We start from the raw sequence: 23,935 nt of genomic DNA, 5'->3' as shown, positions 1-23,935 counted from the left end.
GGTGGGGCTATTTACAGTAAGCCCGACAGAGACATGCCCACGATGCAGCACAGCATCGTGAGTGTGAAACCGAAATCCAACGCGATGGGACCGATCCGAAGCGGCGGTACCAGTTTTCGAAAGAACTGCACCGGCGGATCGGTCAGCGTGTAGACGAGCTCCACCAGCACGAGCAAGAAGCCCTGCGGCCGCCACGAACGATTCACGCCGCGCACGAGGTCGATGATGAATCGACCCCACAGCACGAGAAAGTACATAAAGAACAGGAAGTAGAAGAGATTCCCGAGAATCGGTATACCAGTCACAGTTCAGTTTAGCCTTGCGCGAAGAAGGAGCCGTCCTCAGCGCCCTCTTCGGTCGTGCTGTCGCCGGAGACGACGACGTGGGACGGCGACAGCAGGAAGACCTTGGCGGTGACCCGCTCGATCTTGCCGTACAGTCCCTGAGACAGGCCGCTGGCGAAGTCAATGAGGCGGCGAGCGTCGCCGTCGCTCATCTGCGACAGGTTGATAATGACCGGGATGCCGTCACGGAAGGATTCGGCGATGACCTGGGCGTCCTTGTAAGCGCGCGGGTGAACGGTGAGAATTTCATTCATTTCGGACGCAACCACATTCTGGGGGGTCGAAGTCTTGCGCAGGGGGGTGACCGGTGCACGACCGGCGGTGTTCTGGGCTGCGCTGGAGTGCGCGGCGGTACCGTGGGGCGTGTTGTCGTGCCCACGGGCCGGCACAGCGCTCACGTGGTTCGTGTTGGCAGCACCTTGGGCGCCGGCGGGCGCCTGGTACTCCAGCTCTTCGTCTGCCAGACCCAGGTAGACCATGGTTTTCTTGAGCGGGTTGGACATGTCGACCTCCGTGTTGGTTTGCTTCTTCGAGATTAACTGAACGCCGGACGATTACCGGTGATTGCGGTGCCAATTCTTAGGTGTGTCGCCCCTTCGAGCACGGCGGCGGCGTAGTCCTGGCTCATACCCATCGACAGCGCCGTGGCCGCGGGGGCCTGGCTGCAAATCTGCACACTGAGCTCGCGCACGCGCGCAAACGCGCGGCGTGGTTCCTCCGCCAGCGGCGCAACGGCCATGAGCCCCAGCAGGTGCACGCCGGGCGCGGCGAGAACGGTGTCGACCAGGGCCGGCAGGTTCGCGGGATCCACGCCTCCGCGAGCCGCATCATCCGTTAAATTGACCTGAATGAAGCAATCGATGGTCGATTCCCCCGAGGCGAGTGCGGCCACAAGCGAGTCCCGATCAACCGAGTGGATGACGTCGGCGTAGGCGCGCACCTGGCGCGCCTTCTTGCCCTGCACCTGTCCGACAAAATGCCAGGTCAGGTCGAGCTCGGCGAGCTCAGCGGCCTTGGACTGCGCCTCCTGGTGTCGATTCTCCCCCACGTGGCGCACCCCGAGGGCGTACAACGCTTCGATCAGCGACACCGGATGAAACTTGGTGACGACGATCGTCGTGACCTCGGCCGCATCGCGACCGGCCTCGCGGGCGGCGTCGGTCACACCAGCGCGCACGGTTTCGAGACGGGTGGCCAGATCGACCGGTGCCGCGCCTGGAGATACCATGCTCATGATGTTCGTTTCGTTTCGTTTCGTTTCAGGCGATTAAGGCACGATACCGGGGCCGACTCAGTCGGCCCCGGGAGGGATCTCGTCCTACTTGAGGAAGTCCGGGATGTCCAGGTCGTCGGCTTCTTCTTCGAAGGCCGGGTCGGCCACGGTGACGCCGTTCGCGGAGTCGGAACCACCCCAGACTGAGGCCGCAAGCTCGCCATCGCTGTAGCTGCCCGAGTCGGTGGCCGGCGCGCCGGCTGCTCCAGCGAATGCCGCTCCGGCTGCCGTACCGGCACCGGCCGCGATGCCGGCAGCAACGAGGTCGGCACGCCGCACCTCGACCGCCTTGGCGCCGGGCTCGCCGCCATCAAAGCCGGCGGCGATAACAGTGACTCGTACCTCGTCGCCGAGGGTGTCATCGATGACGGCACCGAAGATGATGTTCGCTTCGGGGTGCACTGCTTCCTGCACGAGGCGGGCCGCATCATTGATCTCGAAGATTCCAAGGTTGGAGCCACCCTGGATCGACAGCAGCACGCCATGCGCGCCATCGATCGAGGCCTCAAGCAACGGCGAGGCCACCGCCAGTTCGGCAGCCTTGATGGCACGGTCGGCGCCGCGAGCGGAGCCGATACCCATGAGTGCGGATCCTGCGCCCTGCATGACCGACTTGACGTCGGCGAAGTCGAGGTTGATCAGGCCGGGGGTGGTGATCAGGTCGGTGATGCCCTGCACACCGGCGAGGAGCACCTGGTCGGCGGTCGCGAAGGCCTCGAGCATGCTGATGCCGCGGTCGCTGATCTCGAGCAGGCGATCGTTGGGCACGACGATAAGGGTGTCGACCTCGTTCTTGAGCGAGGCAACGCCGGTCTCGGCCTGAGCCTGACGACGCTTGCCCTCGAAGCCGAACGGCTTGGTGACGACACCGATGGTGAGGGCACCAATCGACTTGGCGATGCGGGCGACGACGGGGGCGCCACCGGTTCCGGTGCCACCACCCTCGCCAGCGGTGACGAAGACCATGTCGGCCCCGGCGAGGGCTTCCTCGATCTCTTCGGCGTGATCCTCGGCGGCGCGGCGACCCACCTCGGGGTCCGCGCCGGCACCGAGGCCGCGGGTGAGGTCACGACCGACGTCGAGCTTGACGTCGGCGTCGCTCATGAGCAGAGCCTGGGCATCCGTATTGATGGCGATGAACTCGACACCGCGGAGGCCCAGTTCGATCATGCGGTTGACGGCGTTGACGCCACCACCGCCGATGCCGACAACCTTGATGACGGCTAGATAATTTTGATTGTTTGACACGTCCGGCCTCCGGGTGGAACCCTAAACCTCTAGTCGAGGTTTAAAGTTATGCTGAGTATGCAATTCCTGATTACGAAAGTATGCGGGCGAGGCGCGCGAACGGGGAGGCACGCCCGCGTGTCGCGAAGTACACGCAGAATCCGTTGCCGCGACCCTCCGCACGGCTCCTTACGAGCCGCTTGGCCGTCTATTTTGCGCCTCATGCGCCAACGATGGCCGCTGCTGCGGTTACCGTAGCGGCCACCCAAGTCGGTCGCGGTGGGCTCACGGCGAACTAGCGCAGCACGGCGCTGTCGGGCGAGGAGACGTCGTACTCGTTGACCGTGCCGGCCGGGTGGCCGACCAGCAGAGCGGCGAGCACGACGGCCTTGTACTCCGACTTCTCCGCGCTGCCCCAGACCACCCGTTCGCCGCCGAGCAGGCTGAGCGTAACGTCATCCGTGGTGACGGCGGTGACGGAATCCAATTGCGTGCGGATACTTTCGGGCAATACGGCGAGCACGGCGGCAGCGGCGGTGAATCCGGCGCTGTCGACGCCATCCGGAGCTTCGATGAGCGGGTAGCCGACGGCGCGCTCCGGCGTTGTTTCCACAACGACGCCAGCGGCATCGACGAGGTCAAAGCCGGTCGCACCAGCGAGGACGCCCACCGGAACCCGTTCGATGACCCGCACCACTACCGTGCCCGGCGGGCGGCTCTCGGTGACATAACTTTGAATGAGCTTGAACTGGGAGAGTTCGGTCTTGACCTCGTCCGCGTCGAGGAGCGGCAACGGAGTGCCGAGCTGGTCGGCGAGGGCGGCCGCGACGTCGCCAGCGGGAATCCGGCTGGTGCCGACGACCTCGATCGTGCGCAGCGCCATGAGCGGCGAGTAGGCGGCGCCGATGATGAGACCAAAGGCGAGAGCGACGCTGCCGCCCCCGACAATCCAGGCGATACGACGGCGCCGGGTACGCCCGGTGAACCGACGCACCTCCGCGCGTTCGAAGCGTTTGCGGGCGCGTTGAGCTGCCCGCAAGACCGACCGTGCTGCGCGGACCCCCGCGGTTCCGCCGCTCGGCAGCCCGGCTGGCGCGGCCGTCGTCGACGTCCGCCGGGTCACGGGCATCGCCGAGGTTGCTGCGCCCGTCGTTGACCTGGGGGTCGTGAGTGCGGCCAGGTCTGCCGCGGTGACAGGCTCGCTCAGGTCTGCTGAAACCGGTGGACCGGATGCCCCGGCCCCCGGGATGGCTATCGGCTCCGTCGTCGTGTCGGAGCCATCGAAAGACCTTGCGGACGGTGTCGAGGAGTTCTGGAGCAGCGGCTTCGAGGACGGCTTTACGAACGGTGTCGACGACACCGTCGAGGGGTCATGCGACCCGCTCTTCCCGCCGGTGCCTCCCCGGGGGAACGCCTTCGGGGCCGTCACCGAACCCGCGGCGGCGCCGGTCGGGCCGTCGGATTTCTGGTTCGGCTCCGTCTGCGGCCGGGCACGCGAGGGCTTCGCCGCTGGAGTCGCCTGAGCCGACGACTTTGAGCGAGCCGGTTTCGCCGCTGGAGTGGGCTGAGCGGTCGACGGAGTGTCCGACTGAACCCGAGTCGGTTTCGCCGCTGGGGTCGGGGTCGCCTTGGCCGGGCGCTCGAAGCCGGCCGGCCGCCTCACCGCCACCTCATCCGCGTGCCTGTTCGAGTGCGGCGAGCAGCTGGGGAACGATGCGGTTCACGTCACCACAGCCAAGGGTGACCACGAAGTCGCCCTCGCGGGCGATGCTGGCGAGGTAATCAGCGGCATCCTGCCAGTCCGGCACGTAAGCGACGTGCGACGGTTCGCGGAACCGCTCGGACACGAGCGCTCCGGTCACGCCAGGCTCCGGGTCTTCGCGGGCGCCGTACACCGCGAGCACGNATCGGCAAAGTTCTCGAGCACGTCGGCGAATTCCTGGGCGAACAGGCGGGTGCGACTGTACAGGTGCGGTTGGTGCACCGCGATGATGCGGCCCTCCCCCACGACGGTGCGCGCGGCCGCGAGGGCTGCGGCGACCTCGGTCGGGTGGTGGGCGTAATCATCGTAGACGCTGACGCCGCCGACGGTGCCGTGCAGTTCGAACCGGCGTTGAGTGCCGCCGAAGCCGGCGATCGCGTCGAGGCTCGCCGCAGGTTCGAAGCCGAGCCCGACCAGCACGGCGAAGGCGCCGGCGGCGTTGATGGCGTTGTGCTTGCCGGGAATGCGCAGGGTGGCGCTGTAATCCTGACCCTGCCAGGCGACGCTGAAGCTCACCGGACCGGTCGTGGTGATGGAGTGCACGCGAACGGTGGACTCGGGGTGCTCGCCGAACGTGATCACGCGCGCGGCGGCATCCGCTTCGGTCCGGCCGGCGGTGATCGTTGCGGTGACCCGCACGGCGCCGACATCGTCGGAGGAGATGACGACGAGCTCGCTGGCCTTGGTGCTGAACTGGACGAACGCGGCCTCGAACGCTTCGAGCGAGCCGTAGTGGTCGAGGTGGTCGGGGTCGACGTTTGTGATCAGGGCTACCGCCGTGTGGTACAGCAGGAAGGAGCCGTCGGATTCGTCGGCTTCGACCACGAACAGGTCGTCGGCTCCGCTGGCGGAACTCACGCCGAGGGATTCGATCACGCCGCCGTTGACGAAGCTCGGGTCCTGGCCGAGGCCGAGCAGCGCGGTGACGATCATTCCGGTTGAGGTGGTCTTGCCATGGGCGCCCGCGACGGAAACGAGGCGGTGCTCGCGAATGAGCCAGGCGAGGGCCTGCGCGCGGTGCAGCACCGGCAGGCCGCGCTCATTGGCGAGCACGTATTCTGGGTTGTCCTGCCAGAGCGCGCCGGTGACGACGAGGGTGTCGGCCGCGCCGACATTGGCCGCATCGTGACCGATGAACACGTTCGCACCGAGTTCCCGCAGCGCCTGCACGTTGGGCGAATCCTTGGCGTCGGAGCCGGTGACCGTATAGCCCTGGTTCAGGAACAGGCGGGCGATTCCGCTCATTCCGGAGCCTCCGATGCCCACGAAGTGCACACGTCCGAGGTTCTCGGGAATGGTCAGGGTGAGGTCTGGTTTGATCACGGTGGTGCGCTCTTCTCGATCGAAGCAAATAAAACAGTTGGTGCGGGCACTACGTTACGCGTGCCGCCCGACACTCAGGTCGTGAGCGCCCCGTGCACCAGGTCGAGCATGCGGGCAGTGCCGTCCAGCACACCGACGGATGCCGCCCCCCGCCCCATCTTCGCCAGCTTCGGCCGGTCACCCAACATGGTCACCAGCTCGCTGCGAACCCAGGCCGGCACGAAGTCCGCGTCATCGATCAGCACACCGCCGCCGACGGCCAGCACCGGCGCGGCATTAAAGCGCTGCTCGCCGTTGCCGACCGGATACGGCACGTATACGGCCGGAATGCCGAGCGCGCAGAGTTCGCTGACCGTCGCCGCTCCCGCCCGGGTCACGGCGCAATCGGCTGTGGCGAGGGCCAGGTCCATGCGATCGCAGTAGGCGACCAGGTGGTAGTTCGGCACGCCGGGGTCGACGATCTCGGAATTGGACCCGGTGATGTGCAGCACCTGCCATCCGGCGGCCACGAGCGCGGGCGCCGAGGCCAGAATGGTCGCGTTGAGCTTGCGCGCGCCGAGCGATCCCCCGGTGACCAGCAGCACGGGACGATCGGCCTCGAGCGAGAAGAACGCGACGGCCTCGGCGCGAACGGCCGATCGGTCGAGCTGTTCGATTTCGGGCCGGAGCGGCATTCCGACGAAGCGGGCGTGCCGAATCGGGGTGCCGGCGAAAGCGACACCGACGTACTCGGTCAGGCGGGCGCCGAGTTTGTTGGCCAGGCCCGGCTTGGCGTTGGCCTCGTGGATGACAATCGGCACCCCCGCACGCCGGGCCGCGAGGTAGGCCGGCGTGGAGACATACCCGCCGAAGCCCACGACCACGTCGACCTTGCGAGAGCGAATGACCGCGGCCACTCCGCGCACGGCCGCGCGGAAGCGTGGCAGAAAGGCCAGGGCCGCCCAGTTCGGCCGGCGCGGAAACGGCACCCGGGGAACGACGATGAGTTCGTAGCCGCGGGCCGGAACCAGGCGCGCCTCGAGACCTTCGGCGGTGCCGAGAACCAACACCGTGGCATCCGCTTCGCTGGCGCGAATGCGGTCGGCGACGGCGAGCAGGGGGTTGACGTGGCCGGCGGTGCCGCCGCCCGCCAGAAGGTAGGTAGTCATGCTCGGTCAGCCTCGATAAGGTTGGGGTCGTGAAAGGCGCTCTCGGCGTCGCTCGAGCGGTCGCCGCGGGCGAAGGAGAGCACGATGCCGATCGCGACGAGGGTGGTGAGCAGGGCGGTACCTCCGGCCGAGATGAGCGGCAGCGGTACACCCAACACGGGGAACACGCCGAGAACCACGCCGATATTGACGAAGGCCTGTCCAATGATCCAAACCATGGCGGCGGCGGTGGAGACCTTGGCCTGCACGGTCGTGGCCGCGCGCATAATGCGCAAAAAGGCGAAGGCCAGCAGAATGAACATGCCGAGGACGACGATGCAGCCGATCAGGCCGAGTTCTTCGCCAATGATGGCGAAGATGTAGTCGTTGTCGGCGGCCGGCAGCCAGGACCATTTGGCCTTGGAGTTTCCGAGCCCGACGCCCAAGATTCCGCCGTTAGCGAGGGCCCAGGTGCCGTGCAGCGGCTGCCAGCAACTCGAGGAGATCTCCCCGACCAGCTCCGTGCAGCCCTCGTTGAGAAAGCTCGTGATGCGAGTCAACCGGTTGGGGCTCGCGATGGCCAGCACAACCGCTGCGCCGACGCCGACCAGCAGCGGTACCGCGAGCAAGCGCAGTTTGACGCCGGCGAAGAACAGCGCACCGAACAGAATGCCGGCCATGATCATCGTGGTTCCGAGGTCACCGCCGAGCATGACGAGAAATGCTGCGCCGCCGCCGACCCCGAAGACTGGAATGAACACGTGCTTCCAGTCGTGCAGCTGGTGCTGCTTCTTTGAGAGGATCACGCCGAGCCAGATGACCAGGGCAACCTTGATGCCCTCGGACGGCTGAAACTGAATGCCGAAGATGTTCAGCCAGTTGGTGTTGCCGCCGGTGCCGACGCCAAGGCCGGTGGCCACGACCAGAAACTGAAAGAAGCAGGTGATCAGCATCGCCGGCCAGGCCACGCGACGCCAAAAAGCGAGCGGCAGCCGGCTCACGACGAGCATGAGCGGAATGCCGATCAGAGCGAACATACCCTGGCGCAGGATCCCGCCGAAGAAGCCCATATCGGCCAGAAAGGAATCGACCGACGACGACGACAGCACCATGATGAGACCGAAAACCACCAGGAACAGGGTGGTGCCGAGCAGCAGAAAGTAGTTGCCGCCCTCGGCCTTGAACACCCGACCGAGATTGATTCGGACCTGTGCGCCGCCCGCCGCCGCCTGTTCGGGAATCCGCGCCGGGCGCCCGGGGCGCGCCCCCGGATTGGGGCGTTTTCCGGGTGCGGCACCCGTGCTGTCCGGGTTCTGCCCGGCCGGGCGAGAGGCGGGGTTGCGAGGCACCTGTACCATCCGCGTCACCTGCCCAAGAAGTCGTGTACTGCCTGATTGAAAAGCCGGCCGCGTTCGGCATAGCTCTCGAACTGATCCATCGATGCGGCGGCCGGTGCGAGCAGAACGGTGTCGCCGGCCTGCGCGATCGAGGCTGCCAGCCGCACCGCAGCCGTCATCACCGGTTCGCCTCCGTTGGATACAGTGTCGTTCGCGTCAATCTCAAACACGGTCAGGTCGGGGGCGTGTCGCGCGAATGCTTCGCGGACTGCCACCCGGTCGACGCCGATGATGACGGCGCCGCGGAGTCGGCCGATGTGCTTCTGCACGAGCTCGGCGATGTCGACGCCCTTGAGCAGCCCGCCGACCACCCACACGACTGACTCATAGGCCGCCAGCGAGGCATCGGCGGCGTGCGGGTTGGTGGCTTTGGAATCGTCGATCCACTCCACATCGTCGGCGATCGCGACCGTTTCGATGCGGTGTGCGTCGAGGTGGAAGGTTTCGAGCGCGCGGTGGATGGTCGCCGGCTCGACCCCGAACGACCGGGCCAGGGAGCTCGCGGCGAGCACGTCCATGATCACGTGCGGGGCGCCGAGCCCGGCCGCGACGAGGTGCGGCACGGTGGTCAGTTCCAGGGCCCGTTCGAAGCGGTCCTCGAGAAAGGCCCGGTCGCAGACGATGCCGTCGACGATCCCTAATTCGCTCGGTCCTGGCACGCCGAGACCGAAACCGATCGCGCGGGCGCCGTCCTGCACGTCGGCGTCCTGCACCATCGCGAGGGTCGCGGCATCCGCTGTGTTGTAGACGCAGGCCACCGCCGTGTTCAGGTACACCTTCGCCTTGGCCGCGCGGTAGGCCGCAGCGGAGCCGTGCCAGTCAAGGTGATCATCGGCGATGTTGAGGCAGAGGCTGGCCCAGGGACGTAGGGCGCCCGGGCCGTTTGCGGGCAGGTGGTGCAGTTGGTAGCTCGACAGTTCGACGACGAGCACGTCCCAGCCCTGCGGGTCACGAATGGCGTCAAGTACGGGCACGCCAATATTGCCGCAGGGGGCGACCCGGCTGCCGTGCGCGGCAAGCATCGTGGCGGTCAGCTGCACCGTGGTGGTCTTGCCGTTGGTGCCGGTGACGAGCAACCACTCGGCCGGAGTGCCGACCTTGTCGCGAAGCCGCCAGGCCAACTCGATGTCGCCCCAGACCGGCACGTTGTGCTCCACCGCCCAGAGCAGCAGGGGATGATCTGGGTGAAATCCCGGCGAGACGATGATCAATTCCGGTAGCTGCGCCGCCAGCTCAGCCGGCACCTGACGCAGGTCAGCCTGCACGAACGGCACCCCGAGCACCGCAAGCAGGTCGAAGCGTTCGTCGGCGCCCGGCGAGGCGAGCACGAGCACGTCTGCGCCCAGTTCCGCGAGGGTATCGGCGGCGGCAAAGCCGGTCACGCCGAGACCGAGCACGGCGACGCGCAGGCCTCGCCAGTCGGCGTGCCAGCTGACCAGCCCGTTCAGGCGGTCGCCGGCAGCGGGGGTTTTAGAGTTCACTATTGCGACAGCCATTCGAGGTAGAACGAGCCGACACCGGCGGCGACGAGCAGGCCGCCGATGATCCAGAACCGCACGACAACCGTGACTTCGGCCCAGCCCTTGAGCTCAAAGTGATGATGGACCGGACTCATCAGGAAGATGCGTTTACCGTGGGTGATCTTGAAGTACGCGCGTTGCACGATGACCGAGCCGGCTTCCATCACGAACAGGCCACCGATGAGCACGAGGAGCAGTTCGGTACGGCTGAGAATGGCGAGGGCGGCCAGCGCCCCGCCGAGGGCGAGCGAGCCGGTGTCGCCGAGAAAGATCTTGGCCGGTGAGGTGTTCCACCAGAGAAACCCGATCAGGCCGCCGACGATGGTTGCGGCGACGATGGCGAGGTCGAAGGAGTCGGGGCCGAGGTAGCACTTGTACTGGTCGGCGGCATCCGCTCCTCCGAAGCAGCTCTGGTTGGACTGCCAGAACCCGATCACGACGAAGGATCCAATGGCGAAAATGGATGCTCCGGTGGCGAGGCCATCGAGACCGTCGGTGACGTTCACTCCGTTCGAGGTCGCGGCCACGATCAGGCAGATCCAGAGCAGGAACACGGCGATGCCGATGAACGTGCCCAGTTTCATAAAGTCAAGCGGCAGGTCCCGAATGAAGGAAACGCTCGTCGAGGCGGGGGTCTGACCGTTGCGGTCGACGAATTGCAGCGACAGCACGCCGAAGGCACCGGCGACGATGACCTGCCCGAGCACCTTGGACCAGCCGCCGAGGCCGAGACTGCGCTGGTTGCGGGTCTTCAGAAAGTCGTCGAGAAACCCGACCAGTCCGAGGCCGACCATCATGAACAGCACGAGCAGCGGCGAGGGGGTGAACGGTCGTTGCTCGATCAGCATGGCGGTGAAATAGCTGATCAACACACCCAGGATGATGATGATTCCGCCCATGGTGGCGGTGCCGCGCTTGGCGTGGTGGCTCTTCGGCCCATCGTCGCGAATGAACTGGCCCCAGCCGAACTTCTTGAACAGCCGAATGAACAGCGGCGTCAGAAACAGGGTGAAGGCGAGTGAAAACGCGCCGGAAAGTAGCAGGACTCTCACGAGAACAAGTCTCCCAGTCGATCGCCGAGGAACCGCAGACCCGCGGAGTTGGATGACTTGACGAGCACGGTATCGCCCGGATTCACTGAGCTGCGCACCAGTTCGAAGGCCTCATCCGGCGTGTCGACATAGGCAGACTCACCGTCCCAGGACCCCTCGTTGATGGTGCTGATATGCATGCGGCGGGCACCTCGCCCGACCACGATCACCTGCGAGATATTGAGGCGCACGGCGAGCAGGCCGATACGATCGTGCTCCTCACCGGCCAGTTCGCCCAGTTCGGCCATTTCGCCGAGCACGGCGATGGTGCGCTTTCCGGGGGTACCGATCTGGGCGAGAGTCTTGAGCGCGGCGCTCATCGAGTCGGGGCTTGCGTTGTAGGCGTCGTTGATGACGGTGACATCGTCCTTGCCGCCGAGAACCTCCATGCGCCAGCGTTCAGCCCGGGTCGTGGCCTCGAGCGCGGCGACGATGTCGGGCAGCGAGACCCCGAGTACTTCAGCGGCGGCGGCAGCGGCGAGGGCGTTCATAACGTGGTGTTCGCCGAGCACCCGGAACACGACCGGAGCGCTCTGCCCGCCGGCGAGGTGCAGGGTGAACGTTGTGCCGGTGCGGCTTCCGTGCAGGGCGCTCGCGCGCACGTCGACCTGACCGTACTCGCCGAAGCGCACGATGCGGGCCGGGGTGAGCGCGGCCATCTGCGCGACGCGCGGATCGTCTGCATTCAGCACCGCGACATCCGTTTCCAGCAGGTCGGTGACCATCTCGGATTTGGCGCGAACGGTGGCATCAAGATCGCCGAACTCGCCGGCGTGGGCGAGGCCGACGGAAAGCACGATCCCCACGTCGGGCCGGGCCAGGCGCACCAGGTGCGCGATCGCACCTTCGCTGCTGGCGCCCATCTCGATCACGAGAAAACGAGTCTCGGCCGTGACCTCGAGCATGGTCATCGGCGCGCCGACCTGGTTATTGAAGGATCCACGCGGGGCGACGGTCGGGCCGACCCGTTCGAGCATGCTGCGCAGCAGGTTCTTGGTGGTGGTCTTGCCGTTCGAGCCGGTGACGGCGACAACCTTGAGCGTTCCGGCCGCGCGTACCCGGGCGACCACGGCCGCGGCGAGGGCGCCGAGCGCGGCCACGGCATCAGCGACGACGATCTGGGTGACCGGCAGGTCGAGCGTTCGCTCGACGATCAATAGGGCGGCACCGCGCTCGGCGGCGACCGGCGCGAACAGGTGGCCGTCGGTCACCGCGCCGGGCTTGGCAACGAAGATGGAGCCTGGCTCGATCAGGCGGGAGTCGGTCTGGACCGAGCCGTTGATCTGGTCAGCGGCTTCGGCCGGACCGGCCAAGTGCAGCGCACCGTTGACGGCCTCGGTGATCTCGGTCAGGGAGAGGGCAATCATTTACAGCCACCCTGCCGAACGCAGCGCTTCGCGAGCATCCTCTCGGGCGGAGTAGGGCAGTTTCTTGCCTTGTACCTCGTGGTAGTCCTCATGGCCTGGGCCGGCATACAGAATGGTGTCTCCTTCGTGTGCCAGTGACAACGCCGTGCGGAATGCCGCACGAGGGTTGGCCACCTCGTAGAACTCGCCGTCGGGAACGGCCGCGCGCGCTGCGTCAAGCAAGACAGCACGGATGCTCGCGGCATCTTCGTAGCGCGGGTGGAAGTCGGTCACGACCACGATATCGCTGCCCCGGGCAGCGATCGCGCCCATATCGGCGCGTTTCGTGGTGTCACGGTCACCGTCAGCGCCGAACAGCATGATCAGCTTGCCGGGGGTGAATTTGCGCAGGGCCGCGAGGGTATTGAGGAAGGCGTCCGGACTGTGCCCGTAGTCGATGTAGACGAGCGGGCCCCGGTCGCCGGAGATGCGCTCGGCCCGGCCGGGAATGTAAGCGACGATGCCGCCGTCGCGGTCGAGGGTGTGCTGAATCGCCTCGAGGTCAAAGCCGGATTCGACCAGCATGACGATGGCGAGGGCGGCGTTCGCAGCCATGTACCAGCCGAGCAGGGGAACCCGGGTGCGCAGGCGCCGGCCGTCCGGCCCGTCGAGCACGAAATCGGTGTGGCTGGCGGTTTCACCGACCACGGTCATGCGCCAGTCGGCGTCAATGTCCGTATGATTAGTGATCGTCGTGACCGGGATGCGGCATTCGTCGGCGATGCGCCGGCCCCAGTCGGTGTCAACGGTGACGACGCCGCGGTGCGAGCGGTCGGGCTGGAACAGCTCGAGCTTGGCCTGAAAGTAGTCGTCCATCGCCGCGTAGTCATCGAGGTGGTCGTGGCTGAGGTTGGTGAACGCGGCGACGTCGAAGACCAGCCCGTCGACCCGGTAGCGGCTGAGCGCCTGGGCCGACACCTCGATGCCGACCGCGCGCACCTCGGCCTCGTTCATGCGGGCGAGCAGGGCGTGCAGTTCGCTCGCCTCCGGGGTGGTCAGCGCACTGGTCACGGCGAGGTCACCGATGCGGCGCTCGGCGGTGGAGGTCAGCCCGGAGACGATGCCGAGCTGGTTTAGGATGCCGAAGAGCAGGTAGACCACGCTGGTCTTGCCGTTCGTGCCGGTCACCGCGAACAGGGTCGCCGGGTTGTCGGCGGTGCGGTAGATCCACCCGGACACGGCGCCGAGCGCTGCGCGGGCGTCCGGGGTGACGAGCACGGGGAGCCCGCTGCCCGCGGCCAGCAGCGCCCCGGCCTGGTCGGTCAGGATAGCCACGGCACCGGCCTCTGCTGAGGCGGCGGCGAAGGTGGCTCCGTGCAGGTGCGCTCCGGGTACGCCGACGTAGAGGTCACCGGGCTGCACCGTGCGGGAGCTCAGACTCACCCCGGTGACTTCAAGACCGTCGATGTCTCCACGTAGTTCTAGATCAAATTCGGCAACCAATCCCGACAACGACCGCGGAACGGGATGCTCGGGACGGAGAGCCGACGGCGCCAATTCAGACACGCAGGGCTCGCTTTCTTACCAGGTGGACGGAAGATCGGGCGCACTCGCCCCGGAGGGAACCGCCCGGTACTTTTTCAAAACCTGGCTCATGATCTCCTGGAAGACCGGAGCCGGTGCGGCAGATGTGTTCAGTTTAACAGGATCGGCGATGCTGACCGAGACTACGTACTGTGGATCGTCGGCCGGGGCGAACCCGGAAACCGAAACGAGGTACCCGTTAGAGTACCCACCGTGCCCGTCGGGCATCTGGGCGGTGCCGGTCTTAGCGGCGACGCGATAGCCCGGAATGTTCCACTTACTGTTCACCCAGCTCTTCTGATATACCATCTCGAGCACGTCGCTCGTGTCGTTCGCCGCGCTTTCGGAGAGCACCCGGGTGCCGGCGGCATCGGGCACATTGGTCAGCGTGCCGTCGGCCTGCCGGCAGCCCTCCACCAGCTGCACCGGCATGCGCACGCCGTCGTTGGCGATGGTCTGGTAGATGCTGGCGATCTGAAGGGCGCTCGTGGTCAGGCCCTGCCCGAACATGGTCGCGTAGCTGGTTTGGTTGTCCCATTCGTCGGCGGGGTGCAGAATGCCGCCGTCTTCGCGCGGGAATCCGGTCTCCGTGGCGGTGCCCACTCCGAAGGCCTTCATATAGTCGTAGCGCTGCTGATTGGTGAGCATCTCGCCGAACTTGGACATGCCGGTGTTGCTCGAGTCGATCAGCACCCCGGTGAGGGTCATGTTCTGGTCGGGGTGCGAGTGGCTGTCATTGATATTGGCGCCGTTGGAGGGCAGGTAGCGGTAGGGCGAGACGACGCCGGTATCGAGTGTGGCAACGCCGGCATCGAGAACGGATGCCGCGGTGAGCGCTTTGAAGGTCGACCCCGGTTCGAAAGACTGGGTAAAGGCCCGGGATCCGCGATCGTCGGGGTTTTCGGTACCGCCCACATTGTTCGGGTCGACCGAGGGGTAGTCGGCGACGGCGAGAAGTTTGCCGGTCTTGGCGTCCTGCACGACCGCGTTCGCCCAGGCGGCTCCGGTCTCTTGCGCCCGAGCGGCAAGGGTCTGCTGCACGAACCATTGCAGGTCAGAGTCGATGGTGGTGACGACGTCGCCGCCGTCAACGGCCTCGGTGCTCGTGACGCTGCTACCCGGGATGCGCACGCCGTCGGCTCCCTTTTCATAGGTTTCCGAACCGTTGGTGGAGGCCAGGCAGGCGTCCTGCCCGGATTCGAGGCCGGCTTGCGGCACTCCCTCCCCCGACAGAAAGCCGAGCAGATTGCCGGCGACGGCTCCGTTCGGGTAGACCCGGCTCGGGCTGTTCTCGGAGTACGTCCACGGAATGTGCAGCTCCTGCACTGCGCGTAGCACGTCGACGTCGACCTTCTGGGCGATGTAGGCGAAATTCGCCTTGGCGTTGGCCTCGAGGGCGGTGGAAATGGTCAGCAGAATGGCGTCACCGGTCTGCCCGGTGGCGGCACCGATTTCGGCGGCCGCCTCGGCCACCGAGACCTCGACCTTTTTTCCGTCGACCGTGCGTTTGAAGGGGGTGGCGTTGACCGGCGACATGGTGATGTTGTAGCGCATGACCGTTCCGGCAAGCACCACACCGTTCCCGTCGACGATCTCGCCGCGCGAGCCATAGATCACCTGGCCGACCGAACGGTTTCCCACGGAGTCCTTGGTGAGCGAATCGGCCTGCACCACCTGAATATCGACGAGCCGCACCACGAACACGCCGATGACGGCGAACAGCACGACGATGGTGAAAAAGGTGCGTCGACGACTGGACCGGGTGTTGGTCGGGTTGGTTCGGGCACTGCTGTTGCGCACGCTCATCTGCCCATCATGGTCGACACGGAGAAACTATCGGGTAGTGGGCGCCGCGAGTCCTGCAGGAACTACCGGAGCACTCGTGATCGCGACAGCGCCCGTTGTCGCCGCGGCGTCGTCGGGCAGCTGCGACAGCAGGGCGCTGCCGGTCAGCAGGGCATTCGGAACGAGGCTGGCCGCCCCGGCCTGCGAACCCGACGCCGAGGCCGGAGCGCCCAAAACAGCGCCGTCGGACAGGCGCAGGTAGACGGGGTTGGAGTTGGTGACCATGCCGAGTCCCTCGGCGTTGGCGGCGAGGCTTTGCGGCGAGGATACCCGCACGAGGTCTTCGCTGACGCCCGCGGCCGTGCGGCCGAGTTCGGACTGGCTCGACTGAAGGCTGGAGATCTCGTAGGCTCCCTGGGAGATGCCCACGCTCAGGAGCAGCTGGGCGACGATGATCGCAGCCATGCCGGCCACCGCGGTGAGGGCATAGAAGATGCGCGGGCGCGCCCGGCGTCTCGGGTTCGACGAGACGATGCGAAAGGGGCGACGCTCCGGCGTCTCGAACTTTTCACGTTCGACCGCAAACGATACGCGTGCAAGGTTGTCGCTCATGCGGCGGCCCTTCTCAGTCGTTCAGCAGCGCGCAGCCGAACCGGCGTCGCGCGGGGGTTGATGGCCTTCTCCTCGTCGGATGCCAGTTCGGCTCCGCGCAGCAGCAGGGTGAAGAGCGGTTTGTGTTCGGGGAGTTCCACCGGCAGGCCGGCGGGGGCGGTTGAACCGGATGCCGCGGCGAGGGCCCGTTTGACGATGCGGTCTTCGAGCGACTGGTACGCCATAACGACGATGCGCCCACCGACCTGCACGCGCTCGAGCGCTGCGGGAATGGCCCGCTCGAGCACGGCGAGCTCCTGGTTGACCTCGATGCGGAGCGCCTGGAAAACTCGTTTGGCCGGGTGGCCCTGCCGCTGAACGACGACCGGGGTCGCCTTCGTGATCACGTCGACGAGCTGTGCCGACCGCACGAAGGGAGTCGTTTCGCGAGCTTCGACGATGGCCTTGGCGTAGCGGGCGGACAGTTTCTCTTCGCCGTAGTCCTGAAAGATGCGCTTGAGGTCGCGTTCGCTGTAATCGGCGAGGATGCTCGCGGCTGTCAGGCCGGCGGTGCCGTCCATGCGCATATCGAGCGGGGCATCCTTCGAGTAGGAAAAGCCGCGTTCGACCCGGTCGATCTGCAGGCTGGAGACGCCGAGGTCGAACAAGACGCCGGCGACCTCGGTGATGCCGAGCCCGTCGAGGGCTTCGCCGATGCCGTCATAGACGGTGTGCACGAGGTGGACCCGGTCGCCGAATCCCTTGAGTCGTTCCTCGGCGATGGCGAGGGCCTCGGTGTCGCGGTCGAGGCCGACGAGCGTGAGCCCCGGAAAACGGGACAGGATCGCTTCGGCGTGACCGCCCATTCCCAGCGTCGCGTCGACGAGCACGGCTCCGGGTTGTTCGAGCGCGGGGGCAAGCAGCTCGACGCAGCGTTCGAGCAGTACCGGGGTGTGGATTTTATTGCTGGGAATGTCGTTGCTGGCCATAATGCCGGGAAAGTCCGTGAGGCCTGATTCCCCTCCATTTCGTCCTGGCACCGGGGAAGTGTGTCAGGGCAAAAACGGCGAGGAGTCAGGCGCCAGGGGCTATAAGAGTCCCGGAATCACCTCCTCCGTCGTGTTGGCGTACGAGGTTTCCTGCTCGGCGAGGTATGTGGCCCACGCTTCGCTGTCCCAAATCTCGACTCGGCTGCCAGCGCCGATGACGGTCAGTTCCCGGTCGAGCCCCGCATAGCTGCGGAGATTGCCGGGGATGGTGACGCGGTTTTGTTTGTCCGGCGTTTCGGAACTCGCTCCGGACAGGAACACCCGGAGGTAGTCGCGAGCTTGCTTGCTCGTGACCGGGGCCTGGCGAATCTTGTCGTGGAGCGTTTCGAATTCGCGGGTGCTGAACACGTAGATGCAGTGTTCCTGCCCGCGCGTCATCACCACGCCGGTGGAGAGTTCCTCCCGAAATTTCGCGGGAAGAATGATTCGACCTTTTTCGTCGAGCCGGGGGGCGTACGTGCCAAGGAACACGCGTACCCCTTTCTTCCGGCCAGATTCAGGTCTGCCTCCACTTTACTCCACCTTCAACCACTTGTCGAAGAATTCTGACCTGTTTCCGAACTTAATCAGCAAACTGCCCCGAATTCATTAGTAACTTGCTGTGGAGGAAAAGGGAGCACACTCATTGAAAATGGATGTCTATTGCTGGTTTTTGGGCACAAAAAAAGGGCCGATCGGATGATCGGCCCTTTGGGGCTGCAAATTCTTGAGTTCTGGAAACCCGGTGGAGGAATCAGCTCAGGTGACTATTGGCCGTTCGCGTTACGGTCCATTCGCGCTACTGACCGTCTTGACGGCGGTCCCAGCGGTCGTTCAGGCGATCCATCAGCCCCTGGTTGGACTTGGCCTGCGCCGGTCGACGACCGGGTGCGGACGGTCCGGGAACACCACGGATGGCTTTGCCGGGCGAGACGGCGACGAGAACGCCACCGAACATCACAATGAAGCCGAGAATGCCGAGCCAGAGCTGTGCAATGGCTACGCCCAGAATGAGCGCGACAATGCCCGCGACGGCGAGGAGTACACCGATGGCGATGGAACGATAGTTCGGGCGGAGTCGCGAAGCACCAACGCTGGCGACGAAGTCGGCATCGTTGTGATAGAGGCTGCGCTCCATCTCTTCAAGGAGTCGCTGCTCCTGTTCCGAAAGCGGCATCTCATTCCCTTCCAGTTACGGGATCGAGCGGGTGGGTTGAAAAATTTGAACTGCAAAATTCGAACCGGGTAAGGTCGAACTACTCAATTCTAACCCCGCCATGGTGGCTAGGCTATACGAGTGCCTGAAAGCAAACGCCTGATCGACTTGGTTCAATCGCGCATCGACGAGTTCCTCATGTCCCGCGAAACAATTGTGACTCTGATCAGCTCCGATCTGACGCCTCTAACAGACTTCTCACGGCAGTTTCTCAGCGGTGGAAAGCGGTTTCGAGCCCAGTTTTGTTACTGGGGCGCGCAGAGCGTCCGTGCGGCCGATACGCGCCCAGATGCGGGCCAGTCGGGGGCGAAAACACCGGCGGCCGCAGCCGGCCGGCGAGGCGCGGCATCCACTGCCCCGGTACCGCTCGAGGCGGTCGTCTCGGCGGCCAGCGCCCTGGAAATTTTTCATGCCGCCGCGCTCGTGCACGACGACATTATTGACAACTCGGACACCCGACGCGGGGCGCCGAGCGCCCACAAACTGTTCGAAAGTTTGCACAAGAATGCGGGCTGGTCCGGCGGTCCGGTCACGTTCGGACGGGCATCGGCGATTCTGCTCGGCGACCTGCTCCTCGGATGGAGTGACGAGCTGCTCGACGAAGGACTCGATGCGGTCGCCGACCGACCGTCGGCCCGGCGCGCTCGGCTTGAGTTCAATCACATGCGCACCGAGGTCACGGCCGGGCAATACCTCGACATTCTCGAGGAACGCGCCTGGCTGGCTCAGCCCGAATCGCAGCTGCTCGACCGTGCCCTGCGGGTCATCGTCTACAAGTCAGCCAAGTACAGCGTGCAGGCTCCGCTCGTGATCGGGGCCGCGCTTGCCGGAGCGTCGGCCGACCAGCTCAGCTCACTGCGGGCCTTCGGCCTGCCGCTCGGAATGGCTTATCAGTTGCGCGATGACCTGCTCGGGGTGTTCGGCGATGCCGCGGTGACCGGAAAACCAAGCGGGGACGACCTGACCGAGGGCAAGCGCACCGTGCTGATCGCGCTGGCTCGGGAGCGGCTAAACGACCGGGATCGACAGGCACTGGATGCCCAGCTCGGCGACCCGACGCTCGATCAGGCGCAGATTCGCGCCCTTCAGGAGCTCATCACGGCCAGCGGCGCGGTCGAGCGGGTCGAAACTTTGATCGCCGCCCAGGTCGCAGAAGCGCTGAACTCACTGGAAACCGCACCGATCACCGCCACGGCCCGGCAGACCCTGCTCGATCTGACCGATCGCGTGACACGTCGGGCATACTGACCGGCGCAGCCGTCGTGATCGGCGCATCCGTTTTATCGTGAGGTCATTTTGCGCCGCACGCCGGTCGCTGGCGGGCCGGACCGAAGGCGCTTAGGCGAGCGCCTGGGCGACGCGGCGCACCTCGGCCTTGCGTCCGGCGCGGAGGGCTTCGATCGGAGCAACGCCGAGGCTGTCGTCGACCTCGAGCAGCCAAGTCATGGCCTGCATGTCGGTGAAGCCGTCATCGGCCAGCACGAACAGCGTGCCGCGCAGTTCCGGAACGGGAGCTCCGTCACGCAGAAACAGGGAGGGAACCGACACGACGTTGTCCCGACGGATAGCCAGCAGGTATTTGTCGTCGATGAGGTGCCGCACGCGGCTCTGGCTCATTCCGAGGAGGTTGACAAGGGCAGGAATAGTAAGCCACTCGGGCTCTGAAGACAGATCACTCACGTTGGTAGCTTCCCATGATTTTGGGGCCGGTACAAAACCTTGTGGAGCTTTTTATCGTGATCAGTGCCAATTCGCGGCTCCGTGTCAATTGACTCCTTCTCATATTTATGAAAACCTCAGGGTGGGGATTGCTGCACAGCAGCCGTTGCTGCGAACTTGATGTCTACATCGAGCGTGATGCACACAATGAAATGGAGCACCATGTCGACTAGGGCGAAAACACAAACTAAGACAGATGCCGCGGCGCCGGCCGCACCGCGCGCCACCGTTCCGCAGACTGGCGCTGCACACGCCGGTATTGAACTGAGCATTGCTGAGGTGAGCGCTGTTGATCGTGCCAGCACTCCTGTTGCCAGCGGAACGAAGCGTCGGGTGAAGAAGGCCGCAGACCTGCGGTCCCGCCAGGCCCTGCTCACTGTGCCCATTGTGCTGGTCGGCACCCTGGCCATCAGCCTCAACCTCGCAGCCCCCGCCGAAGCCCAGGCGCTCGCCAAGAAGCCACTGAAAGCCAAGCTCGCCCAGTCCACACCGGTTCTCGCCGCCGTTCCCACGTCGGTCGCTGCCACCGTGCAGATCGCACCGGCGCAGTACTCCGTCGTAGACGGCGACACCATCAGTGGTATCGCTGGCCGGTTCGGTCTGTCGACGGCGGCCGTGCTGGCACTGAACGGTCTCGATTCCCGGGCCCTGATCTTTCCAGGCCAGGTCTTGACCCTGACTCAGGCGGCGGCGCCGGCCGCATCCGCTGCACCGGTCTCGACGAATTATGTCGTGCAGAGCGGCGACACGATCAGCGGCATTGCAGCCACACACGGGCTAAAGACCGCCGACCTGCTTGGAGCCAACGGCCTCAACGGCAGCAGCGTGATCTACCCCGGCCAGGTCGTGCTGCTGGCCGCTGCTGGCGCGATGGAGGCCGTCGTGTACGTCGCGCCGGCGGTTGCGGTTGCCGCCGCCACCCACACGATCGCCTCGGGCGAGACCATCACCGCGGTCGCTGATGCGGCCGGGGTGAGCGTGCAGGCCGTGCTCGACGCCAACGGACTCGGCTGGTCGAGCATCATCTACCCCGGGCAGGTTCTGACCCTGCCCGTGACCGTGGCCCCGGCGGCCTCAATCACTCGCGCCACCGCTGGCATCGTCACGCCGATGACCGCCGAAATGCGCCAGAACGCCCGAACCATCGTGGCGACGGGGCGCGGCGCGGGCGTGAACAATGCCGGTCTGGTGATCGCGCTGGCCGCCGCCGCCCAGGAGTCGGGGCTGCGCAATGTCGACTATGGCGACCGGGATTCCCTCGGGCTGTTCCAACAGCGCCCGAGCGCCGGCTGGGGCACCCCGGAACAGGTCATAGACCCGGTACGGGCCAGCCTGGCCTTCTTCGGCGGCGCGTCCAACCCCAACCCCGACATCACGCGCGGTCTGCTCGACATCCCCGGCTGGGAGTCGATGACCGTCACCCAGGCCGCCCAGGCAGTGCAGATTTCAGCCTATCCCGACTACTACGCGAAGTGGGAAACATCGGCGCAGGCCTGGCTCGTCGAAATCGGTTGACCGAATTCAGCGCCCCGACCGGGTGTTTCCCCGGCGAACCCTGCGCGCCGCGCGCCGGGGTCGCCACCCTATTACCTAGAATCAAGGAGTGAGCGTTCCCTCGACCGACCCGATGATTGGCCGTCTTATCGACGGCCGGTATCAGGTGCGCTCGCGAATCGCGCGCGGCGGCATGGCCACGGTCTACCTGGCCACCGATTTGCGGCTGGAACGTCGCGTCGCGATCAAGATCATGCACGGCCATCTGGCCGACGACAGCGCCTTCAAAATCCGCTTCATTCAGGAAGCCCGCTCGGCTGCCCGGCTCGCACACCCGAACGTCGTGAACGTCTTCGACCAGGGCCAGGACGCCGATATGGCCTACCTGGTCATGGAATACCTGCCCGGCATCACCCTGCGCGACCTGCTCAAGGATTACGGCCGGCTCACCCCCGAACAAACCCTCGACATTCTCGAAGCCGTGCTCAGCGGGCTCGCCGCCGCCCACAAGGCCGGCATCGTGCACCGCGACGTCAAACCCGAGAATGTCTTGCTGGCCGACGACGGTCGCATTAAGATCAGCGACTTCGGCCTGGCTCGCGCCGTCAACAACAACACGGCCACCGGTCAGGCCCTGCTCGGCACCATCGCCTACCTCTCCCCCGAACTTGTCACCCGCGGCGTCGCCGATGCCCGCAGCGACATCTACGCCCTCGGCATCATGACATTCGAGATGCTGACCGGTGAGCAGCCCTACGTGGGTGAAGCCCCGATGCAGATCGCCTATCAGCACGCCAATGACACCGTGCCGATGCCGAGCACCAAGGTCGACTCAATTCCCCGCGAACTCGATGAACTCGTGCTCTGGGCCACCGCCCGCGATCCAGAAGATCGTCCCCGCGACGCCCGGGTCATGCTCGACCAACTGCACGATGTCAGCGCACTCGTGCGTGGCGGCACCCAGGAGCTGGCCCTGCAATCGACCATGGTGCTGCCCGCGAGCCTGCGCACCGGCGCCAACGCTCTGGCGGATGCCGAAACCCAGGTTTTCGGTCCCAAGCTCGCTCCCACCAAACCGCCCGCCGCGACCCTGCTCGGCATTCACCCGGTCGGCACCGGCCCGGTGGGACCGCCCGACAGCGGCGAACTGCTGGGCAAGAAGGCCGACAAGCGCAAACGCCGCGGATTCTGGCTGTTCGCCCTCGTCGTTCTCCTCGCTGCGGCTCTCGGCGGCACCGGCTGGTACTTTGGCTCTGGCCCGGGCTCCGACGTGATGCTCCCCGATTTCGCGTCGGCCTCCCCCGAAACAGCCTCGGCTGAATTAATTGAACTCGGCCTCCAGCCCCAGCTCGGTGGTGCCTTCAGCGCCACGGTCGCCGAGGGGACCGTTATCGGCACCGATCCGGATGCCGGCAGCCGGGTGCCCCAGGACAGTCCGGTCACGGTCATCGTCTCCCAGGGCCTGCAACCGATCACGCTGCCCACGCTGGCCGGAGTTACGCAGGAGGCGGCATCCGCTCTGATCACCGATTTGAATGCCGTGGTCGGCAGCATCGACCCGGTCTTCAACGGTGACGTGCCCGAGAGCACCGTCGTGGCCGCGAGCAAGGAAACCGACGGTGCCGATGTCTCGGCCGGTGGCGAGTATTTCGAAGGCCTGACCGTGAACCTCGTCGTGTCGCTCGGGGCGATTCCAAACGTCGACGGCAAGACCGTGGCCGAGGCCACCGATATTCTGGTCGGAAAGAACTTGCTCGTCGTCTCGGGCGAGCAGACCTACAGCGACACCGTGGCCGAGGGCGACGTCATCACCGCGCAGGTTCCCGAGGGCACGATTCGCGAGGGCGCCACGCTCACCCTCGTAATCTCACGCGGCCCCGAGCCGGTCATCGTGCCCAACGTCGTGGGTATGTCCTGGAGTGACGGCAAAGGTGCCCTGACCGCCCTCGGCTTCAAACTTGCCTACAACCCCGGTGCGGATGCACCGCTCTACTCGTCGCTTATTCAGGTAGCGTCGACAGATCCAACGGCTGGCACGTCATTGCCCAAGGGCAGCACGATATCGCTCAAGCCGACGAACCCGTTCGGCTAATCCTGGGCCCACCTTG

21 protein-coding genes and 1 pseudogene are annotated in these 23,935 nt (G+C 65.7%); 4 read left to right on the top strand and 18 right to left on the bottom strand.

What is annotated here, in order from left to right; all coding sequences use genetic code 11:
• Positions 1-11 precede the first annotated feature (11 nt).
• From E3T41_RS03670 to E3T41_RS03650, 5 genes are all read right to left on the bottom strand, one after another.
• On the bottom strand, positions 12-305 hold the full coding sequence (locus E3T41_RS03670; RefSeq protein ID WP_241977903.1) for a YggT family protein: 294 nt from the start codon (positions 303-305) through the stop codon (positions 12-14).
• A gap of 8 nt (positions 306-313) precedes the next feature.
• Entirely contained in the window at positions 314-847 is a 534-nt protein-coding gene (locus E3T41_RS03665) for a cell division protein SepF (protein ID WP_092450524.1), read from the bottom strand.
• 32 nt (positions 848-879) lie between these two features.
• On the bottom strand, positions 880-1,578 hold the full coding sequence (locus E3T41_RS03660) for a YggS family pyridoxal phosphate-dependent enzyme (protein WP_092450526.1): 699 nt from the start codon (positions 1,576-1,578) through the stop codon (positions 880-882).
• A gap of 84 nt (positions 1,579-1,662) precedes the next feature.
• Complete coding sequence (gene ftsZ / locus E3T41_RS03655) at positions 1,663-2,865, bottom strand: cell division protein FtsZ (RefSeq protein WP_092450528.1); 1,203 nt, start codon at positions 2,863-2,865, stop codon at positions 1,663-1,665.
• A 274-nt stretch (positions 2,866-3,139) separates the two neighbouring features.
• Positions 3,140-3,973, bottom strand: a complete 834-nt coding sequence (locus tag E3T41_RS03650; protein WP_092450530.1) for an FtsQ-type POTRA domain-containing protein — start codon at positions 3,971-3,973, stop codon at positions 3,140-3,142.
• 118 nt (positions 3,974-4,091) lie between these two features.
• On the opposite strand from E3T41_RS03650, the gene E3T41_RS03645 reads away from it, so the two are divergent.
• Positions 4,092-4,367, top strand: coding sequence for a hypothetical protein (locus E3T41_RS03645; protein ID WP_134477396.1), 276 nt, complete (start codon positions 4,092-4,094; stop codon positions 4,365-4,367).
• A gap of 147 nt (positions 4,368-4,514) precedes the next feature.
• Here the strand turns inward: E3T41_RS03645 and murC are convergent.
• From murC to E3T41_RS03585, 12 genes and pseudogenes are all read right to left on the bottom strand, one after another.
• Positions 4,515-5,929: pseudogene (gene murC, locus E3T41_RS03640) on the bottom strand (UDP-N-acetylmuramate--L-alanine ligase).
• 74 nt (positions 5,930-6,003) lie between these two features.
• Positions 6,004-7,077 carry a glycosyltransferase gene (locus tag E3T41_RS03635; RefSeq protein WP_134477394.1) on the bottom strand — a complete coding sequence of 358 codons (1,074 nt, stop codon included), beginning with the start codon at positions 7,075-7,077 and terminating at the stop codon, positions 6,004-6,006.
• A complete protein-coding gene (ftsW, locus tag E3T41_RS03630) occupies positions 7,074-8,414 on the bottom strand; it encodes a putative lipid II flippase FtsW (RefSeq protein WP_104132910.1) in 1,341 nt (446 codons plus the stop codon). The genes E3T41_RS03635 and ftsW overlap by 4 nt, the downstream gene beginning before the upstream one ends.
• Before the next feature lie 5 nt (positions 8,415-8,419).
• Positions 8,420-9,934 carry a UDP-N-acetylmuramoyl-L-alanine--D-glutamate ligase gene (murD, locus tag E3T41_RS03625; protein ID WP_241991016.1) on the bottom strand — a complete coding sequence of 505 codons (1,515 nt, stop codon included), beginning with the start codon at positions 9,932-9,934 and terminating at the stop codon, positions 8,420-8,422.
• Entirely contained in the window at positions 9,934-11,025 is a 1,092-nt protein-coding gene (mraY, locus tag E3T41_RS03620) for a phospho-N-acetylmuramoyl-pentapeptide-transferase (RefSeq protein ID WP_092450543.1), read from the bottom strand. Before mraY ends, murD begins: the two co-directional genes overlap by 1 nt.
• Entirely contained in the window at positions 11,022-12,431 is a 1,410-nt protein-coding gene (gene murF / locus E3T41_RS03615) for a UDP-N-acetylmuramoyl-tripeptide--D-alanyl-D-alanine ligase (protein WP_104132860.1), read from the bottom strand. The genes mraY and murF overlap by 4 nt, the downstream gene beginning before the upstream one ends.
• Positions 12,432-13,976, bottom strand: coding sequence for a Mur ligase family protein (locus E3T41_RS03610; RefSeq protein ID WP_134477390.1), 1,545 nt, complete (start codon positions 13,974-13,976; stop codon positions 12,432-12,434).
• 15 nt (positions 13,977-13,991) lie between these two features.
• Complete coding sequence (locus E3T41_RS03605; protein ID WP_134477388.1) at positions 13,992-15,800, bottom strand: penicillin-binding protein 2; 1,809 nt, start codon at positions 15,798-15,800, stop codon at positions 13,992-13,994.
• Between the two features lie 27 nt (positions 15,801-15,827).
• Entirely contained in the window at positions 15,828-16,391 is a 564-nt protein-coding gene (locus E3T41_RS03600) for a hypothetical protein (protein ID WP_092450550.1), read from the bottom strand.
• The gene (gene rsmH, locus E3T41_RS03595) at positions 16,388-17,359 is read right to left on the bottom strand and encodes a 16S rRNA (cytosine(1402)-N(4))-methyltransferase RsmH (RefSeq protein ID WP_092450552.1); all 972 of its coding nucleotides are present in this window, start codon (positions 17,357-17,359) and stop codon (positions 16,388-16,390) included. The genes E3T41_RS03600 and rsmH overlap by 4 nt, the downstream gene beginning before the upstream one ends.
• Before the next feature lie 99 nt (positions 17,360-17,458).
• Positions 17,459-17,890, bottom strand: coding sequence for a division/cell wall cluster transcriptional repressor MraZ (gene mraZ / locus E3T41_RS03590; RefSeq protein ID WP_134477386.1), 432 nt, complete (start codon positions 17,888-17,890; stop codon positions 17,459-17,461).
• A gap of 307 nt (positions 17,891-18,197) precedes the next feature.
• A complete protein-coding gene (locus tag E3T41_RS03585) occupies positions 18,198-18,575 on the bottom strand; it encodes a DUF3040 domain-containing protein (protein ID WP_092450553.1) in 378 nt (125 codons plus the stop codon).
• 120 nt (positions 18,576-18,695) lie between these two features.
• Between E3T41_RS03585 and E3T41_RS03580 the strand changes: the two genes are divergently transcribed.
• On the top strand, positions 18,696-19,862 hold the full coding sequence (locus E3T41_RS03580) for a polyprenyl synthetase family protein (protein ID WP_134477384.1): 1,167 nt from the start codon (positions 18,696-18,698) through the stop codon (positions 19,860-19,862).
• 90 nt (positions 19,863-19,952) lie between these two features.
• On the opposite strand, the gene E3T41_RS03575 is transcribed toward E3T41_RS03580, so the two are convergent.
• Positions 19,953-20,294: an Rv2175c family DNA-binding protein gene (locus tag E3T41_RS03575; protein WP_092450557.1), complete on the bottom strand. Its 342-nt coding sequence runs from the start codon at positions 20,292-20,294 to the stop codon at positions 19,953-19,955.
• Positions 20,295-20,495: 201 nt separating this feature from the next.
• Here E3T41_RS03575 and E3T41_RS03570 point away from each other — a divergent pair, with 201 nt between their 5' ends.
• Positions 20,496-21,848, top strand: coding sequence for a LysM peptidoglycan-binding domain-containing protein (locus tag E3T41_RS03570; protein WP_134477382.1), 1,353 nt, complete (start codon positions 20,496-20,498; stop codon positions 21,846-21,848).
• A gap of 88 nt (positions 21,849-21,936) precedes the next feature.
• Positions 21,937-23,919: a Stk1 family PASTA domain-containing Ser/Thr kinase gene (gene pknB, locus E3T41_RS03565; protein ID WP_092450561.1), complete on the top strand. Its 1,983-nt coding sequence runs from the start codon at positions 21,937-21,939 to the stop codon at positions 23,917-23,919.
• Positions 23,920-23,935: the final 16 nt, after the last annotated feature.

Origin of the sequence: Cryobacterium sp. Hh38 (assembly GCF_004403235.1) — a bacterium.
Lineage (GTDB): Bacteria > Actinomycetota > Actinomycetes > Actinomycetales > Microbacteriaceae > Cryobacterium > Cryobacterium levicorallinum.
This window is presented reverse-complemented; position numbering and strand designations above follow the sequence as displayed.